Genomic DNA, 15,974 nt, shown 5'->3' with positions numbered 1-15,974 from the left:
TTAAGAGGAAAGGAAAAATTGTACTCACCGTAATGTGTTTTTTCTTAATTCCGCCAGCGTATATTTCGTTCCGCGCCAGATGATGCCGCCTCTTTTCATAGTCAGGTAGCTTGCTCTTAAGATGGAGAAAATGAACAGCAGGGCCGTAAAGGGCAGGACAAGGAACAGCCATGGTGAAAATTGGGTCATTTTCTTGGTTACCATCACATACAGAACAGCCAAGAATGCGAGATTAACAGCACTAAGGATTGCAACAGACTGGTTACCCGAAAAAACAGTGAAGAACGGTAAGACCTGTGAAACAAAGACACCGAACACCGAAAACAGCACCATGCTGATCCTGTAGTGAAGGCCGGCGAAGGTGTTTTTCTCCAGCCCGCCTAAAGCCTCGCCGAGGGTTTGGTACCATTCCACTTCAATTAACGTCATAGCCGTGACAATCCGCTGCTTAAGACCCTGGCGCTTTACCATCATTCCCAGCTGCAAATCATCATCAGGCCGCATTTTTATATATTCATGTGTGCCGACTTTTTCATAAGCCGACCGGGTCATCATATTGAATGCACCGATGCCGACTCCCGTCTTCGCCCGGGGGTTATTGCCGAGCCACGGTCGCTTGTAATAAGAAAAGCCAAATAAGAAAAACGCTACGAAGGCCTTCAGCCAGAAGGGCTTTGCACTAAGGTTCGGGGCGGCGGTCAAATGATCGAGGCTATGTTCCTCAAAATAACCGACCGCTCTTGAAAAAGCCTCGGGATGATACATGACATCAGCGTCGGTAAATAAGATCAGGCGGCCCGACGCGAGCTGAAAGCCTTTATAGAGAGCGTGGTTCTTGCCGAGCCACCCTTCTGGCAGACTCTCGATATGAATCACTTGAATTCTTGTATCCGTGCCTTTCAGGTTTTCCATCACATTTCCGGTACCATCCTCGGATCGGTCATTGACAAGGATCCACTCGGTATTTTTATAGGTTTGCGCCAGCTGGGTGCGGACGCTTTGTGTTATATTTTCTTCTTCATTCCTGGCAGCCACGATCACGCTGAGGAGCGGTTCTTGGTCAGCACCCCCTGCTTTTTCGAGGGAATCCAATTTCCTGAAGCCAATCAAGGCATCGATTGTTGCCAATATCCAGATGACTAAAGTTAAAGACAGTAAAATTACAAGCACCATTCACACGTCCCTGTGTTTTTTCTCCATTGTAGAGAAACAGGGGACCGGTTTGCAATTTTAAAGGGGCCGGTTTGCGGCTGCCAGTTCATTGCCCAGCAGACGGCCAAGCTTTTTTGATTGGGAGGTGGCTTCCTTGATGCAGGATACAAAAGCGGACTGTACTCCGTGCTGTTCAAGTACCTTGATGCCTGCCTCAGTCGTTCCACCTGGGCTGGTTACCTCAAAGCGGAGCTGTGCAGGTTCCTTATCAGAGTGTGTCAGCATTTCCGCTGCGCCCAGCAGCGTCTGGATAATCAGCTGCTTTGCTGTCTGTTTTTCAAGACCTATTTCGGCAGCGCTTTTTTCCATTGCTTCGACAAGGTAATATATATAGGCTGGCCCGCTGCCAGATAATCCTGTAACGGCGTCCAGCTGATATTCCTCAACGATTGTCGTCAGGCCGATTGTGTTAAAAAGCTCCTGAACAAGCGTCTTCTGTACTTCACTTACACCGGAATTCACGGCCAGGGCTGTTGCCGATTTGCCAATCGCAGCTGAGGTGTTTGGCATTGCCCTGACCACGGCAAGGGACTTTTCGGCAGCCGTTTCAATGGCGTCAATCGAAACGCCAGCTAGGACGGAAATGATCAGCATCCCTTCAGATAAATATGGCTTAATCTCCTCTATCGCTCCTGCTGCATCCTTTGGCTTCATTGCCAGGACAATAGCATCCGCGTCCTTAAAAAGAATTCCACTATCATATGTCGCCTTTATTCCATATTTCTGCTCCAATGTTTTCAATCTGTCACTATCTTGTTTGTTTGTAACCCATATTTGCTCTCCCGGAAGAAGCCCGCTTGCCCCTATCCCGGAAATCATTGCTTCCGCCATCGATCCTGCTCCAACAAAAACAAGCTTCTTCATCAGATTCGCCTCCATAAGTTTATGTTTTCGGTTATTGAAATACAAAAAGGCCCTTCATCCATAAAAGGACGAAAGGCCATGCTTCCGTGGTACCACCTTCATTCACTTTTTCGGCGTTTGCCGAATAAGTGCAGCTCAACATCCGTTAACGCCGGTATACGTCCAGGTTTGCCTGGCAGCTCGCAAGGTAGGTTTCAACATGAAGAGGGCCGCGGAGCCTTTCAGCCGGTGGACTCCACTCTCTAACACCATTCCTGTCTACTCGTCTTGCTCAAGTGCTTTTGAAAAGTTTACGAAATTTTAATAGTGATTATGCAAGAAAGACAACCTCTGTGTCAAGAGAAAATTAAAAAGTTTTTAGTTTTTTCTGAAAGTAAAAGTTGAAAATAATGACTTTTGTTCATTTTAAAGGTAAACTTTATTTTATATTGAAAAAATACCAGGACCAATAAAGTTGAATGATTTCTTGAACAAACAATCACTTTACCTTATAGAAAAATAATGTTTTGGGGTGTATAGATAATATGGCTGAATGGAAAGATGGAATTGCCAAACTGACTTTGCCGACTCCTTTCCCGGTCGGTGATGTGAACGCATATTTAGTAAAAGGGGACAGGTTGACACTTGTTGACGCGGGTACAAAAACGGAAGAGTCCTGGGAGTCGTTCAAATCCCAGCTGGCTGATTTGAAACTGAAGCCGGAAGATATCGAGCAGGTCATCCTGACACATGATCATCCGGACCATGTAGGAATGCTGGACTACCTTTCACAAGATCTTGAGGTCTATGGACATCATCTGAATGAAAGGTGGATTAACAGGACTTCGGAATTCGAGAAGAAACATCAGGAATTCTATGAGAACTTCTTCTTGCAGTCGGCAATACCTGATCATTTTTTTGTGCCATCGATGAAAATCATGAAAAAGACATTAGTATTTTCTTGCAATCGCTCGTTGACCGGGACTATTTCAGAAAATGACATTCCCCCGGCACTGCCGGGATGGAGGGTGATCGAGACACCGGGACATGCACAGAGCCATATTGTGCTGCTGCGTGAAAAAGACGGCACAATGATTGCCGGTGATACGATTCTTGCCGGAATTTCGCCAAATCCATTGCTCGAACCGCCGCTGCCAGGTGAAACAGAAAGACCGAAGCCGCTGGTCCAATATAATGCAACCTTGAAAAAATTGCAGCAGTACCCGATAGGATTGGTATACACTGGTCATGGAACGGAGATAACGGATTTGCACAACTTGATTGAAAAGAGGCTCGCCCGCCAGCACGACCGTGCCATGCAGGTCAGAGGAATGCTCGGGGGCAGGGAGCTTACTGTTTTTGAGATCTGCAAATTGCTTTTCCCGACGGTATATGAACGTGAACTGAACCTGACGATTTCGGAAACCGTCGGACAACTTGATTATTTACAATCCCTGGACGCCATTTCAGCCAGGGAAGAAGGAACCTCCTTCGTTTATACAGCAAAATGAGGTGAAAGTGGATGCAATCTTTAAAAGGGAAAAATATTATTATCACCGGTGCCTCGGGCGGAATCGGGGCTGAGATTGCCAGGCTTTGCGCTGCGCGTGGAGCGAATCTTGTCCTTTTGGCCCGGAGTATCGATAAACTGGAAATATTAAAAAAAGAATTGCAATCGAAGTACGCCATTAATATCCATGCACGGCAGCTGGATGTTTCAGACCCAGAAGCAGTCAAGAAAGTTTTTTTTGAGGTGCTTTCTGACATCCGCTATGTCGACATATTGGTCAATAATGCCGGGTTCGGCGTTTTTGATTTTGCCCACGAAGTGAAAATGGATGAAATAAAATCGATGTTCGATGTCAATGTGGTCGGCTTGATTGCTTGCACTTCCATGGTTCTTCCAGGCATGAAGCAGCGGCAGAGCGGCCATATCATCAACATCGCTTCCCAGGCAGGCAAAATAGCTACGCCAAAATCAAGTGTCTACTCGGCAACAAAGCATGCGGTGCTCGGCTACACGAACAGTCTTCGCATGGAGGTTGCTGATGACCGAATCTTTGTCACTTCTGTCAATCCGGGACCGATTGAGACCAACTTCTTTAATATTGCGGATAAGCAGGGGACGTATGTGAAAAGTGTCAAAAGGTTTATGCTCAAGCCGGAATATGTGGCGAAGCAGGTAGTCGACAGGATGATGACAAATTCAAGGGAAATCAATCTGCCGCGATGGATGAACGCAGGCAGCAAATTCTATGCCCTGTTTCCCCGGACTTTTGAATTATTTGGCAAAAATATCTTCAATAAAAAGTAAACTTCCAGACCGCCAGATTTTTTGGCGGTTTTTTAAATTGATGAACGGACGGTATTAAAGATTAATCTATTCTATGTTGGCCCTATTTTAGGTAACAATAAATTCATAAACCGCATCATTGATGATGTCATGCAAATCCGCCTCGGGATCCTCGTTTTTCATTCCAGCGACCTTTTCATATATTTCTTCGAATTCAGCTTCTCCAAATGGGAGCGATTCATCATGCCGATACTGCACAAAGCACTTTTGGACCATTTTGCGAATGAGTTTTTTATCCATCGTCATACACCTCTTTCCCTGATTATAATCGGAAATCCTCATGGGAAACACCCTTCGCAAAAATCTCCAATCCTGGAACGACTCCCCATTTTCACCTTAATTAAGTCAGTCACCCGGAAAATTTCCATTGAAACCGAACGCATATTCGCTTAATATAATGGGTATAATGATACGGAACAAACGTTCTTATTTTTTGAAAACTTGCCGAAAGGAGAGGGAAGACATGCTCGATTACAGCGAAATGCCGCAAAACAAAATTTTATGTGTGGATATGAAAAGCTTCTATGCGAGCTGTTCTGCCGTGATGCTCGGCCTTGATCCTCTTGATTGTTACCTGGCTGTCGTCGGGAATCTCGATCGTCCCGGGAGTGTCGTCCTCGCAGCCTCACCTCGTTTGAAAAAGGAGTTTGGCATCAAGACCGGATCACGCAAGTTTGAAATTCCCGACGATCCGCGAATTGTCGTCGTTGATCCGCAAATGTCAACATACCTGCGAATCTCCACTGAAATCTCCCGCGTATTCAATCGCTATGTCCCAAAGGAAGCGATCCATACCTACAGTGTCGATGAAAGCTTCATAAAAGTGGACGGTGCCTCTAAGCTTTGGGGTGACGCTGCTTCCATCGCAAAAAAAATCAAAGATGATATCGAGCGCGAGTTCCAGCTTCCGTGCGCAGTCGGGATCGGCCCGAATATGCTGATGTCGAAATTATGCCTTGACCTTGATGCCAAGCACAAAGGGATTGCTGAATGGACCTATGATGATGTCCAGACAAAGCTGTGGAATGTCTCACCGCTGAGGGATATGTGGGGAATTGGCCGCCGCGTCGAAAAAACACTAAACAGCATGGGGATTTTCACAGTCGGCCAGCTCGCCCGTTATGACCTTGAAATCCTGGAGAAAAAATTCGGCATCATGGGCAACCAGATGTACTGGCATGCATGGGGAATCGATTTTTCCGATATTGGCGCTCCGATCATGGAAGGGCAGATCAGCTTCGGAAAAAGCCAAATCCTGCTTCGGGATTACAAAGAAGAGGAAGAAATCAAGCATGTCATCCTCGAAATGTGTGAAGAAGTCGCACGCAGGGCCAGAAGCCATGGAAAAGCAGGCCGGACAATCAGCTTCGGGGTCGGCTACAGCCAGGATGAATTTGGCGGCGGCTTCCACCGGTCAAGGACGATTGAGGAGCCGACCAATATTACAATGGACGTGTATCGTGTCTGCCTTGAACTTTTTGCAGAGAACTACGTTGGAAAAACGGTGCGGAGCATCTCGATATCGATTGGGAATCTCGTTACGGACAGTGAGTTCCAGCTCGATTTATTCGAGAAGAATGGCTGGAAAAAGAAAGAACTTGGCTATGCGATGGACCGGATCCGCAGCCGTTATGGATCCACGGCTCTCCTGAGGGCGGTTTCCTATACGGCAGCCGGAACAGCAAGGCACCGGGCTGCACTCGTTGGCGGACATAAGGGCTGATAATTTGAAGGAGGAGAAAAGATGATACGTGACCGCGGAAGAATCAAGTGGACATCGATGATGCTGCCTGAACATGTGAAAATGCTCCGTGACTGGGCACAGGAAGATCAATATGAAAAAGAGAAGCAGCTGGATGAACAGCAGCTTGAACAATTGAATGAAACGATTCTCGAAGCGATGGAATATAACCGGCCCGTCAGCATCACTTATTTACGCCACCGCAAGTATGAACTGGTGATCGGGAAAATCCATTACTGGAACGAGCTTGGGCAGAAACTCCATATTATTGATCGTTTTGAGGAGATTCATCGCATTGGAATCTCGGCAATTGCGGATGTCAGGCTTGCAGACGAATGGTAGCCAGCAACCCACCCCACAAAAAAGAGCAATGGATGTCCATTGCCCTCAGTACATTATTCCGTTTCTTCAGCTTGCGGCGCGCGCACAGCCGACTCGAATTTCCCTTTATGAGAAGCATCGCAGAACGGCATATTTTTGCTCATACCGCAGCGGCAAAGCGAGAACGCCGGCTTTGTCTCATACTTATTTCCGGCTCCATCCAGCAGCTCTACATCGCCGGAAATCCTTAAAGATCCATTATCATTCACCTTAATTGTCACTTTTGACAAAAAAAAGCACCCCTTTCAAGTTGTCAGAATTATCTTTGATACTAAAAGTTAAACAGAAAAATTGCAAGACATTTTCACATAAGGGCTGTGAAACGTAAAAAAGTCACCTGTATGGTAAAATGAAATCTCGGAAAGGGAGTGCAATCATGAAATTGAAAATCACCGAAGCAGCATCAAATAAACTGAGCGAAAAAATCGCAGACAAAAAAGGGTATGTGAAATTAAAATACGATATAGACGGATGCGGCTGTGCAGTGAATGGCGTGGCTGCCCTCTGGTTTGAAAGTGAAAAAGAAGGGGAAGAGCACCGAATAGAAACAGGAGGTATCCCAATCTATATCGAAAAAGCGAAGGAAGTCTTCTTTGCTGAGGAAATGACGCTGGACTTCAAAGAAACCAACGGATGCTTCCAGTTGAAAAGCCCGAACGAGTATCTGAATCCAAGAATGAGTTTTTATGATAAAACAAAACTATAAGTTTACAAAAAATTGAAAAAAAGGGTAAAATAGAGAGAGAGTTGTAGAATTACATAGAAGTTTGGTGCAAAGGCAGGGGAGAGAGATGAGGAGATTGTGGAAAGCAGCCATGATCATGATCTGCACGTTTGTACTGTCAGCGTGTGCTTATAAAACTGCAGGAGAAGCAATCGAAAACGATATTCCGTTCAACATCAAACAAATCATCCACAAAGAAGAAGTGGAGGATGGCTGGCTCCTCTTTTACACAACAGAACAAAAAGAGGGCTCAAAAACATTCGATGCGCTGGCCGTCGCCTATATCAAGGGCAGCGAAAAAGAAGGCTGGGAAAATGCAGGGCACAACCACTGGACTTATTATAAAAATGATTTCATGCTCCTGTATGTCGATGCCTTCACGGTTTTTAAAGAAGATGGCAATTTGGATGTAAAAATTCCGGTTATTTTCGGGAAAGTATTGAATCCGGATATCAAAGCAATTGAAGCTGCAGGACCAGACGGCAAATTCACCAAAATAGAAATCGTTGAAAAAGAAAACGAACGCTACTATTACGCCATTGGCGACTATAAAGAAGTCAGGGCATTGAACGCTGAAGGCAAAGAAATCGACCGCCAGGGAGAAAAGCAGTAAAAGATTGGCTCCAGTTGAGCCAGTCTTTTTTTATCGGCAAAACGGAAGCCGGAACGAAAGAAAAGTGTCCGATAGAAAGATGTCCGATAGAACAGAGCTATCGGACATACAGAACCCGAAAACGAACAAAAGTGTCCGAGACAGGCGAGTTATATCGTGTTATTAGTCCGAGGCAACAATTCCATCACCCGCAAAGACGTATTCCTCAAGGAATTCATCGAGTACCTTTTCGTATTGTTCCCGATTTTGGCTGTAGGATTGGGCATGGAGGCCGTTTTCGGCCATGAACAGCTTCTTCGGTCCTTGTTTCTGTTCAAACAAAGCCTCGGTCATGGATGGCAGAATGAAATCGTCCATGCGGCTGTGGATGAACAGGATTGGGTTCTTGATATTTTCGATAACCGCAATCGGCGATACCTCACTCAAGGAGTATTTATCACGGATGCGGACAAACAGATTGGCAACCGGCAGCAATAGTTTTGGCGGCAGCAGCTTGACTTCTTCCTTGATGCGGTAGGCGAGCTGTTCGCTGAAGTCGGAAAATGGGCAATCAGCTACATAGAAATCGGCACCATCCTCAAGCATCCCGGCATACAGAAGCAAGGTCGCAGCACCCATGGATTCTCCATGAATGCCAAGCAGGAGGTCCGGTCCTTTTTCTTTTCTTAGCCAGTTTACCACTGATTGTAAGTCGAATTTCTCGTAATAGCCATAGCTTGTGGTTTTTCCGCCGGATTCACCGTGGCGGCGATGGTCGTAAATAACCGCGTTGAAGCCTCTGTTCAAGAACAAATTCATATATTTTACGGAATTCGTCTTGCTCTGGGTAACACCGTGGGCAATGATAATATAACGGTTTGTGTCATGCGGTTCAACAAGGACAGCCTTCAATGCATAGCCAAAGGATGAAGGGATGGTAACTTCCCTTTTTGGCAGGGCATCGTACTCGTCAGGCACCAAATGGCCGGCCTCCGTTTCCCGGTTGAAAATCTCCTCGTCATCCTTCTTTTTTAAAAACATGACTTTATTTGATATGAATACGCCAAGTGAGGCAAGTAACAGTAAAAATGAAAATAACACACGGAACGCCTTCTTCATGCTAACCCCTCCGATCAACGGATATTCCCAGATGAACCAATGCCGATAAAGGCAGGCATTCCTGTTGTTTCGACTTTAAAAGGAACACTTCTTTATTTTACCATTATATGTGAAATACAAACATGAAAAAACCGCCGGCCAGGGCGGTCAGAAAAATCTTATTAATTACGCTTATTGCTGGGAATTTTGTCCCTTTGTCGGATGGATGGCTTTTTCGAGATCCTCAGCAGCAATTTGCTGCTTGACTGTGTCAGCATTTGGTTTGCCTTGCTGGCTGTAACCCTTGTCACGTTTTTGGCTCATGTTAAAGGCTCCCTTCATCAAAATGACTTCATCTAATAAGATGGATTCAGGGACAGGAGCTTATGCAAAAAAGTTAAACATTGACGGAATTGAGCTTGAAATAACTGCTTTCGATCGGCCTCGAGATATGAGGCTGAATGACTTCTATTGCCTGGGTGAGTTTATCAAGATCAACACCGGTTTGGATGCCCATCCTTTGAAGCATATAGACAACATCTTCCGTCGCAGCATTTCCGGCAGCGCCAGGGGCGAACGGACAGCCGCCAAGTCCCCCGGCAGACGTATCAAAACGAGTGACACCAGCCTGAAGTGCGGCCAGGATATTGGACAGCGCGAGTTTCCTTGTATCATGGAAATGCGCGGTCATGAGCACATCCGGATACACATCAATCAATTTGGAAAATAAAGAATAAGACTCGTGGGGAGCCGCCATGCCAATCGTGTCGGCAACACTCAGTTCATCCACTCCAGCTTTAACGAATTCACCGCACAGTGCGAGAACTTCTTCTTCAGCAATCTTGCCTTCATATGGACAATAAAAGGCGGTAGAGATGCAGGCGCGTACAAAATAATCCTTTGCTTTCAGCTCAGAAATCAGCGGGAGCACTTCGGCAAGGCTTTCGGCCGTTGTTTTATTGATATTCTTTTGATTGAAAGTGTTGCTGACACCGACGAATACAGCAACGGCTTTGCAATCCGTCATATAGACACGTTCAATTCCCTTTTTATTTGGAGCGAGCACAATATTCCTGGTGTTTTCATCAAGGCAATCTGAGACAATCTCCGCCGCATCCCCCATTTGCGGTACCCATTTGGGAGATACAAAGGATGTAAGCTCCATTTCTTTGATTCCGGCATCCTTCAAGGAACCGATAAATACTTTTTTAACTTCAGTTGGAACAAAATTCTTCTCATTTTGCAGCCCGTCTCTTGGGCCGACTTCAATAATTTCTACCTTCTTGGGAAGCTGCAGCATTAGACATACCCTCCTCTTAAGATATCTTAATTGTAAATAGAATATTTTTAAAAATGCAAGAATAAATAAAATTTTGATAAAATAAAAGGGATTTGATTCAAATCAATCGAAGTAATAAAAATGTGAAGATCTGAGAAAGGGTGAGCACTTTGAGCAAGACTGAAGCAGTAATCGTGGCTGCAGTAAGAACAGCAATTGGCAGCTTTAATGGAAGCTTGAAAAATATCTCCGCTCCGGAGCTAGGGGCTGCGGTCATCAAAGACGCATTGAAGCAGGCAGGAGTCAAACCGGAACAGGTAGATGAAATCATCATGGGTAACGTGCTCCAGGCTGGACTTGGACAAAACCCTGCGAGACAGGCAGCCATTAAGGCGGGAGTTCCTGAAAGCGCTTCCTCTATGACCATCAATAAAGTCTGTGGTTCAGGCTTGAAGGCTGTCCATCTGGCTGCACAGGCGATTATCGCCGGAGATGCTGATGTTGTCGTAGCCGGCGGTATGGAGAATATGAGCCAGGCGCCTTATTTACTGAAAAATGCCCGGGATGGGTTCAAGATGGGCGACCAGAAGCTCGTGGACAGCATGATTTCCGATGGTCTGTGGTGTGCGTTCAATGACTACCATATGGGGGTTACAGCTGAAAACCTTTGTGCCAAGTATGAGATTGGCAGGGGAGAGCAGGACGAGTTTGCCGCTTCCAGCCAGGAAAAGGCAGCCAAGGCCATTGAGGAAGGCAAATTTAAGGACGAGATTGTCCCGATAGAAATTCCGCAGCGAAAAGGCGATCCAGTCGTATTTGACACAGATGAATATCCGAAAAAGGGGACAACGGCCGAAAAGCTTGGCGGACTGCGTCCTGCATTCAAAAAAGATGGCAGCGTAACAGCAGGTAACGCGTCAGGAATCAATGATGGAGCTGCTGCTCTGGTTGTCATGAGCCGGGCAAAGGCGGATGAACTTGGACTTAAACCGCTTGTCGTGATCAAAGGGAACGCAAGCGCGGGTGTCGACCCAAGCATCATGGGGATCGGTCCGGTTGACGCGGTAAAGAAAGCATTGAAGAAATCGGGCATGACAATGGACCAGATGGAGCTGATTGAAGCGAATGAAGCGTTCGCTGCCCAGTCACTTGCAGTTGACCGCGAACTGAATTTCAATAAGGAAATTTTAAATGTCAACGGAGGCGCAATCGCATTGGGCCACCCAATTGGGGCGAGCGGTGCGAGGATCCTTGTTACGCTGATTCATGAAATGAAACGCAGACAGGCAAAGACTGGCCTTGCGACACTATGCATTGGCGGCGGACAGGGTGTCGCTACTGTAGTGGAACTCGTCTGATTCTATCACTTTTTAAAAGATTAATAGTCATTCCGGCACGAAAATAGTGCAGGTGCGAACATAGTCAAAAGGGGGAAGAACGATGAAAAAAATTTGTGCATCCTTTCAAGACGCCATGGCGGATATCCATGATGGTGCAACCTTAATGGTTGGCGGCTTTGGTCTCTGCGGGATTCCTGAGAACGCAATCCTCGCGCTTGTTGAAAAAGGGGTAAAAGACCTGACCGTCATTTCGAATAACTGCGGAGTTGACGATTGGGGGCTTGGACTGCTCCTTAAAAATAAGCAGATCAAAAAAATGGTAGGTTCATATGTTGGCGAAAACAAAGAATTCGAGCGTCAGGTGCTGTCTGGCGAAATCGAGGTCGAATTGATTCCGCAGGGTACGCTTGCTGAGAAAATCAGGGCCGGCGGTGCCGGTATACCTGCTTTTTATACGCCGGCTGGTGTGGGAACGCCAATCGCTGAAGGAAAAGAAACCCGCATGTTCAATGGCAAGGAATACCTCCTTGAAGAAGCGCTGACAGCGGATTTCAGCATTGTACGTGCCTGGAAGGGCGATAAAATGGGCAACCTCGTCTACCATAAAACCGCTAGGAACTTTAATCCGATGATCGCTGCTGCCGGCAGAGTCACGATTGCCGAGGTAGAGAACCTGTATGAAGTGGGCGAATTGGACCCAAACAGTATCCATACTCCAAGCATTTATGTCCAGACACTGATTGAGGGCAATCAGGAGAAAAGGATTGAAAGGCTGACAGTGAGAAGTTAAATCTGGCTGATCATGAAAGGAGAAGGCATATGATTAAAAATAAAGGGAATGTCCGGGAAAAAATCGCGCGCCGGGCTGAAAAAGAAATCGAGAATGGTTTTTACGTAAACCTCGGGATCGGGATGCCGACATTGGTGGCAAACTTCATTTCTGACGATAAACAGGTTGTCCTCCAGTCCGAAAACGGACTGCTTGGAATCGGGCCTTATCCGTCAGAAGAAAGCGTTGATCCCGATCTGATCAACGCTGGAAAAGAAACGGTCACAGCCATTCCAGGATCAGCTTATTTTGATTCTGCAGAGTCCTTTGCGATGATCCGCGGAGGGCACATCAATATTGCCATCCTTGGCGGCATGGAAGTTTCTGAAGCTGGTGACCTCGCGAACTGGATGATTCCGGGGAAGATGATCAAGGGAATGGGAGGCGCCATGGATCTGGTCCACGGTGCACAGAAGATCATCGTGATCATGGAACATGTCAACAAAAATGGGGACGCGAAAATCCTCAAGGAATGCAGCCTGCCGTTAACAGGCAAAAACGTGGTGAACCGCATCATCACCGATATGGCGGTCATCGATGTGACGCCATTCGGGCTGAAACTCGTTGAGGTAGCAACAGGATACACAGTGGAGGATGTTATTAAATCAACTGGACCAGAACTGCAGGTGGATGATGCGGTAAAACTGGACGCATACTGATTATCGGGAACGCCCTTTAATATAAAGGGGCGTTCCTTCTTTATTAGCGGCAGCTGATTTCAAAAATGAGCTTCCGGTGGTATAATCTTTTAACAAAACGGCTTTGCCAAATGAGCCGAACTCAGTAAATGCATAGAACCGGGGGATCAATCATGAAGAAAAAACAAAAACGCCAGCAGCCAGTAAAAAAAGACGAGAAACCGGCAACATTAGGTGACCTGCTGAATCAGGATATCATGCAAAAACTAAAAGCTCAGCAGCAAGAGCTGAAAGAAGAAGAAGAAAAGAAAAAGCAGGCCGACTTGCAGCGGAAAAAAGAAGAACAACGGTTAAAAGAGAAGAACAAGTCCTTTGAAGAACTGCTTTCCGAAAGTGATATGGATTGGAAAAAGTTCAAATGAAAAAACGAAGGGTAGAAGTTGTCCCGTATCGTGCCGAATGGAAAACTCTTTTTGAGAAAGAGAAAAACCTGATTGCCGAAGTTTTTAACCAGACAGAGGCTGAAATCCACCATATTGGCAGTACCTCTGTCCCCGGGCTGAGCGCCAAGCCAATCATTGACATCATGCTAGCTGCAGAAAGCCTCGAATCAGTAGAAAAGGCCACCCCTGCACTTGAGACTGCCGGATACGATGCCCGGGGAGAAAATGGCATTCCAGGCCGGCGATATTTTCAAAAATGTGATGAAAAAGGGATTCGAAAAGTGCATCTGCATGCGTTTGAAAAAGGCAGCCATCAACTATACAGGCATTTAGTTTTCCGTGATTACTTGAGGTCCCATCCAGAAGAAGCAGCCAGGTACGCAAGTGTGAAGGAAGAAGCAGCCCGTCAATATGAATATGAGATTGAATCCTATATTGCTGCAAAGTCTCCAACTGTATTGGAGATAGAGGAAAAAGCGAGACTCTGGAAACCCTTGTAAAGAACATGTTTTGCTTCCAATGCTAAAGGGCAACTAAATAAAAAGCGGCAAAGGAGCAATAACATGATTTTTACAACTTTCATCCTGGCAGCAGGTTTTGTTGCCGTTCATCTATTTTCTAGATATTTACCATTTCTTGATAACGTACCGAGAAGCAGGCTGCTGTCAGCAGCCGGCGGCATTTCGGTGGCGTACGTCTTCATCCACTTGCTTCCTGAACTGAATAAGCATAATGAGATACTGGATCGTAATATTCAGTCACAAGCCCTCATGTTCTTTGAGAACCATACATATATTGTCGCAATGCTTGGTTTGGCTTTTTTTTATGGACTGGAGCGCATGGTTAAAACATCAAAGAAAAAACAGCAGGAAGAGAATAATCTGAACCGGACATCAAAGGGTGTGTTCTGGATTCATATAACCTCCTTTTTCCTTTACAACGGATTGATTGGATATCTATTGCTGCATGGAGAACAAGAGTCCATCAAAGGGCTGGTTTTGTACTTCATCGCCCTTGCGGTACACTTCATCACAAGTGATCATGCTCTCAGGGAGGCACATAAGGAGATTTATGATAGGATTGGAAGATGGCTGCTGGCTGGTGCAATCATAACTGGATGGGCGATTGGCGTAATGGTGGAAGTGCATGAAAATATCATTGCCGTCCTCTTCGCATTGCTGGCCGGCGGTGTCATTCTGAATGTCATGAAGGAAGAGCTGCCGGAAGAGAGGGAAAGCAACTTTTGGTCCTTTGCGGCAGGCCTGGCAGCTTATACAATCTTGCTGCTGCTGGCTTAAAGAAAAGCTAGAATTTAAAAAGGACATACTCGCCGAAAAGACGAATATGTCCAAAACTTTATTGTTTATCTATGCTGATCATACTGGTTTGCTTTCGTAAGCGATTTGATTAAACGGATTTCTTCCGGAGAAAGTGGATTAGCTCTTGCTGCCCGGGCGTTTTCTCTTATTTGCCCGGGGCTGCTTGCGCCGGCGACAATCGAAGCAACAGCGGGGTCTGCCAGGTTATACTGAATCGCTGCTTCTGTAAGAGAATGGGAAGATGCCAGTTTTTCCTTCAATAACGGCAATACTTCCTGCAATTCATCATAGCTGTAATCAAGAAATCCTTTGGGAGGGGCCTTTTCAAGCAGCCTGTCGCTGAGCATCCCTTTTGCGACGGTTCCTCGGGTTACAACGCTGATCCCTTTTTCATCAAGAAGCGGAAGTGCTTCTTCTTCCGGACGTCTGTCGAGCATGCTGTATTGCATCATGACAGAGACAATATTGGATTTTTGTGCATATTCGCGGATGACATTGGGTCTGATCGAGGAAATGCCATAATGCTTTATAAAGCCCTCAGCTTTTAACTCTTCAAAAGCCTCGATCGTTTCGTCAATAGGATCCTCAATCGTCCCGCCATGAAGCTGATAAAGGTCAATATAATCGGTATCCAATCTTTTCAGACTTTGTTTGACAGCCTCTTTGATATGGCTTTTTGAGGGGTCCCAGGTCCAGCTGTCCTTCGTCTCGGTCCAGCGATTGCCGGCTTTCGTTGCAATGACAACCTGGTCCCTGACACTCCTCAGTGCCTGTCCGACAATCCTTTCATTTTCTCCAAAGTCATATAAATCGGCGGTATCGAAATAATTGATCCCTTCCTCGAGGGCAGCTTCGACCACTGCCTGTGCCTTGGAATAATCTGTACCAAGCGACATGCAGCCAAGACCAATTTCACTAACAAATAATCCAGAAGACCCTAATTGCCTTTTTTTCATTCCATCACTCCGTTCCACAATAATATCTCCATTTTATCGGAATGGAAGGAGCGGGTTCAACTAATCTGGACGGCCCACCGACTGACTGACTGCTTCAACCCAGTCTTTCACAAGATGATGCTTTTTGCCATACTCTTTTAAAATCGCTTTGATTTCCCACGCTTTGCCAGCAATCGTGAAGCCTTGACCATGCACGTACACTTTCATCGCCATACCCCTTTCAGAT

Annotated in this window: 21 protein-coding genes; 12 read left to right on the top strand and 9 right to left on the bottom strand. The window is 46.0% G+C overall.

Going from position 1 to position 15,974, the window contains the following annotated elements; all coding sequences use genetic code 11:
• Positions 1-24 precede the first annotated feature (24 nt).
• Positions 25-1,173 (bottom strand): glycosyltransferase family 2 protein, encoded by a 1,149-nt coding sequence (locus M3593_RS03950; protein WP_251540786.1) that lies wholly within the window; start codon positions 1,171-1,173, stop codon positions 25-27.
• A gap of 57 nt (positions 1,174-1,230) precedes the next feature.
• The gene (gene proC, locus M3593_RS03945) at positions 1,231-2,076 is read right to left on the bottom strand and encodes a pyrroline-5-carboxylate reductase (RefSeq protein WP_144476519.1); all 846 of its coding nucleotides are present in this window, start codon (positions 2,074-2,076) and stop codon (positions 1,231-1,233) included.
• Between the two features lie 524 nt (positions 2,077-2,600).
• Between proC and M3593_RS03940 the strand changes: the two genes are divergently transcribed.
• Positions 2,601-3,566 (top strand): MBL fold metallo-hydrolase, encoded by a 966-nt coding sequence (locus M3593_RS03940; RefSeq protein WP_144476522.1) that lies wholly within the window; start codon positions 2,601-2,603, stop codon positions 3,564-3,566.
• Positions 3,567-3,577: 11 nt separating this feature from the next.
• Positions 3,578-4,369 carry an SDR family NAD(P)-dependent oxidoreductase gene (locus M3593_RS03935; RefSeq protein ID WP_251540784.1) on the top strand — a complete coding sequence of 264 codons (792 nt, stop codon included), beginning with the start codon at positions 3,578-3,580 and terminating at the stop codon, positions 4,367-4,369.
• Positions 4,370-4,456: 87 nt separating this feature from the next.
• On the opposite strand, the gene M3593_RS03930 is transcribed toward M3593_RS03935, so the two are convergent.
• The gene (locus M3593_RS03930; RefSeq protein WP_251540778.1) at positions 4,457-4,648 is read right to left on the bottom strand and encodes a YqzH family protein; all 192 of its coding nucleotides are present in this window, start codon (positions 4,646-4,648) and stop codon (positions 4,457-4,459) included.
• Positions 4,649-4,871: 223 nt separating this feature from the next.
• Between M3593_RS03930 and M3593_RS03925 the strand changes: the two genes are divergently transcribed.
• Together M3593_RS03925 and M3593_RS03920 are read left to right on the top strand one after the other, a co-directional pair.
• A complete protein-coding gene (locus tag M3593_RS03925) occupies positions 4,872-6,131 on the top strand; it encodes a Y-family DNA polymerase (RefSeq protein WP_144476531.1) in 1,260 nt (419 codons plus the stop codon).
• Positions 6,132-6,152: 21 nt separating this feature from the next.
• The gene (locus M3593_RS03920; RefSeq protein ID WP_144476534.1) at positions 6,153-6,491 is read left to right on the top strand and encodes a YolD-like family protein; all 339 of its coding nucleotides are present in this window, start codon (positions 6,153-6,155) and stop codon (positions 6,489-6,491) included.
• A gap of 53 nt (positions 6,492-6,544) precedes the next feature.
• Here the strand turns inward: M3593_RS03920 and M3593_RS03915 are convergent, their stop codons facing one another.
• Positions 6,545-6,760: a CDGSH iron-sulfur domain-containing protein gene (locus M3593_RS03915; RefSeq protein ID WP_144476537.1), complete on the bottom strand. Its 216-nt coding sequence runs from the start codon at positions 6,758-6,760 to the stop codon at positions 6,545-6,547.
• A gap of 146 nt (positions 6,761-6,906) precedes the next feature.
• Here M3593_RS03915 and M3593_RS03910 point away from each other — a divergent pair, with 146 nt between their 5' ends.
• Positions 6,907-7,236 (top strand): iron-sulfur cluster biosynthesis family protein, encoded by a 330-nt coding sequence (locus tag M3593_RS03910; protein WP_144476540.1) that lies wholly within the window; start codon positions 6,907-6,909, stop codon positions 7,234-7,236.
• A gap of 85 nt (positions 7,237-7,321) precedes the next feature.
• The gene (locus M3593_RS03905) at positions 7,322-7,867 is read left to right on the top strand and encodes a hypothetical protein (RefSeq protein ID WP_144476543.1); all 546 of its coding nucleotides are present in this window, start codon (positions 7,322-7,324) and stop codon (positions 7,865-7,867) included.
• A 162-nt stretch (positions 7,868-8,029) separates the two neighbouring features.
• On the opposite strand, the gene M3593_RS03900 is transcribed toward M3593_RS03905, so the two are convergent.
• The 3 genes from M3593_RS03900 to M3593_RS03895 all read right to left on the bottom strand — a co-directional run bounded on the left by M3593_RS03900 (position 8,030) and on the right by M3593_RS03895 (position 10,244).
• Positions 8,030-8,965 carry an alpha/beta hydrolase gene (locus tag M3593_RS03900; protein WP_251540777.1) on the bottom strand — a complete coding sequence of 312 codons (936 nt, stop codon included), beginning with the start codon at positions 8,963-8,965 and terminating at the stop codon, positions 8,030-8,032.
• A 171-nt stretch (positions 8,966-9,136) separates the two neighbouring features.
• A complete protein-coding gene (locus M3593_RS23980; RefSeq protein ID WP_260983579.1) occupies positions 9,137-9,268 on the bottom strand; it encodes a hypothetical protein in 132 nt (43 codons plus the stop codon).
• Between the two features lie 73 nt (positions 9,269-9,341).
• Positions 9,342-10,244 (bottom strand): hydroxymethylglutaryl-CoA lyase, encoded by a 903-nt coding sequence (locus M3593_RS03895; protein WP_251540776.1) that lies wholly within the window; start codon positions 10,242-10,244, stop codon positions 9,342-9,344.
• A 149-nt stretch (positions 10,245-10,393) separates the two neighbouring features.
• On the opposite strand from M3593_RS03895, the gene M3593_RS03890 reads away from it, so the two are divergent.
• From M3593_RS03890 to M3593_RS03865, 6 genes are all read left to right on the top strand, one after another.
• On the top strand, positions 10,394-11,581 hold the full coding sequence (locus M3593_RS03890) for an acetyl-CoA C-acetyltransferase (protein ID WP_251540775.1): 1,188 nt from the start codon (positions 10,394-10,396) through the stop codon (positions 11,579-11,581).
• Positions 11,582-11,663: 82 nt separating this feature from the next.
• Positions 11,664-12,353, top strand: a complete 690-nt coding sequence (locus M3593_RS03885; protein WP_251540774.1) for a CoA transferase subunit A — start codon at positions 11,664-11,666, stop codon at positions 12,351-12,353.
• Between the two features lie 29 nt (positions 12,354-12,382).
• Positions 12,383-13,051: a 3-oxoacid CoA-transferase subunit B gene (locus M3593_RS03880; protein ID WP_144476558.1), complete on the top strand. Its 669-nt coding sequence runs from the start codon at positions 12,383-12,385 to the stop codon at positions 13,049-13,051.
• Positions 13,052-13,203: 152 nt separating this feature from the next.
• A complete protein-coding gene (locus M3593_RS03875; protein WP_144476561.1) occupies positions 13,204-13,452 on the top strand; it encodes a YqkE family protein in 249 nt (82 codons plus the stop codon).
• The gene (locus M3593_RS03870; RefSeq protein ID WP_144476564.1) at positions 13,449-13,973 is read left to right on the top strand and encodes a GrpB family protein; all 525 of its coding nucleotides are present in this window, start codon (positions 13,449-13,451) and stop codon (positions 13,971-13,973) included. Before M3593_RS03875 ends, M3593_RS03870 begins: the two co-directional genes overlap by 4 nt.
• Positions 13,974-14,036: 63 nt before the next feature.
• Entirely contained in the window at positions 14,037-14,771 is a 735-nt protein-coding gene (locus tag M3593_RS03865; protein WP_251540773.1) for a ZIP family transporter, read from the top strand.
• Positions 14,772-14,836: 65 nt separating this feature from the next.
• On the opposite strand, the gene M3593_RS03860 is transcribed toward M3593_RS03865, so the two are convergent.
• Complete coding sequence (locus M3593_RS03860) at positions 14,837-15,748, bottom strand: aldo/keto reductase (protein ID WP_144476570.1); 912 nt, start codon at positions 15,746-15,748, stop codon at positions 14,837-14,839.
• A gap of 60 nt (positions 15,749-15,808) precedes the next feature.
• The gene (gene mciZ / locus M3593_RS03855; RefSeq protein WP_144476573.1) at positions 15,809-15,955 is read right to left on the bottom strand and encodes a Z-ring formation inhibitor MciZ; all 147 of its coding nucleotides are present in this window, start codon (positions 15,953-15,955) and stop codon (positions 15,809-15,811) included.
• Positions 15,956-15,974 lie beyond the last annotated feature (19 nt).

This window comes from Mesobacillus sp. MER 48, from assembly GCF_023714225.1.
Classification (GTDB): Bacteria; Bacillota; Bacilli; order Bacillales; family Cytobacillaceae; genus Mesobacillus; species Mesobacillus oceanisediminis_A.
Note: the sequence above shows the minus strand (reverse complement) of the source record. Positions and strands in the feature narration are given on the sequence as shown.

Bases quoted from the DNA above. Each gene is read 5' to 3' on its own strand.
- M3593_RS03925 (WP_144476531.1), top strand. From the start codon at position 4,872: ATGCTCGATTACAGCGAAATGCCGCAAAACAAAATTTTATGTGTGGAT.
- M3593_RS03880 (WP_144476558.1), top strand. From the start codon at position 12,383: ATGATTAAAAATAAAGGGAATGTCCGGGAAAAAATCGCGCGCCGGGCT.
- M3593_RS03920 (WP_144476534.1), top strand. From the start codon at position 6,153: ATGATACGTGACCGCGGAAGAATCAAGTGGACATCGATGATGCTGCCT.
- M3593_RS03940 (WP_144476522.1), top strand. From the start codon at position 2,601: ATGGCTGAATGGAAAGATGGAATTGCCAAACTGACTTTGCCGACTCCT.
- M3593_RS03870 (WP_144476564.1), top strand. From the start codon at position 13,449: ATGAAAAAACGAAGGGTAGAAGTTGTCCCGTATCGTGCCGAATGGAAA.
- M3593_RS03905 (WP_144476543.1), top strand. From the start codon at position 7,322: ATGAGGAGATTGTGGAAAGCAGCCATGATCATGATCTGCACGTTTGTA.
- M3593_RS03895 (WP_251540776.1), bottom strand. From the start codon at position 10,244: ATGCTGCAGCTTCCCAAGAAGGTAGAAATTATTGAAGTCGGCCCAAGA.
- M3593_RS03885 (WP_251540774.1), top strand. From the start codon at position 11,664: ATGAAAAAAATTTGTGCATCCTTTCAAGACGCCATGGCGGATATCCAT.
- M3593_RS03860 (WP_144476570.1), bottom strand. From the start codon at position 15,748: ATGAAAAAAAGGCAATTAGGGTCTTCTGGATTATTTGTTAGTGAAATT.
- M3593_RS03930 (WP_251540778.1), bottom strand. From the start codon at position 4,648: ATGGATAAAAAACTCATTCGCAAAATGGTCCAAAAGTGCTTTGTGCAG.
- M3593_RS03875 (WP_144476561.1), top strand. From the start codon at position 13,204: ATGAAGAAAAAACAAAAACGCCAGCAGCCAGTAAAAAAAGACGAGAAA.
- proC (WP_144476519.1), bottom strand. From the start codon at position 2,076: ATGAAGAAGCTTGTTTTTGTTGGAGCAGGATCGATGGCGGAAGCAATG.
- M3593_RS23980 (WP_260983579.1), bottom strand. From the start codon at position 9,268: ATGAGCCAAAAACGTGACAAGGGTTACAGCCAGCAAGGCAAACCAAAT.
- M3593_RS03950 (WP_251540786.1), bottom strand. From the start codon at position 1,173: ATGGTGCTTGTAATTTTACTGTCTTTAACTTTAGTCATCTGGATATTG.
- M3593_RS03865 (WP_251540773.1), top strand. From the start codon at position 14,037: ATGATTTTTACAACTTTCATCCTGGCAGCAGGTTTTGTTGCCGTTCAT.
- M3593_RS03910 (WP_144476540.1), top strand. From the start codon at position 6,907: ATGAAATTGAAAATCACCGAAGCAGCATCAAATAAACTGAGCGAAAAA.
- M3593_RS03935 (WP_251540784.1), top strand. From the start codon at position 3,578: ATGCAATCTTTAAAAGGGAAAAATATTATTATCACCGGTGCCTCGGGC.
- mciZ (WP_144476573.1), bottom strand. From the start codon at position 15,955: ATGAAAGTGTACGTGCATGGTCAAGGCTTCACGATTGCTGGCAAAGCG.
- M3593_RS03900 (WP_251540777.1), bottom strand. From the start codon at position 8,965: ATGAAGAAGGCGTTCCGTGTGTTATTTTCATTTTTACTGTTACTTGCC.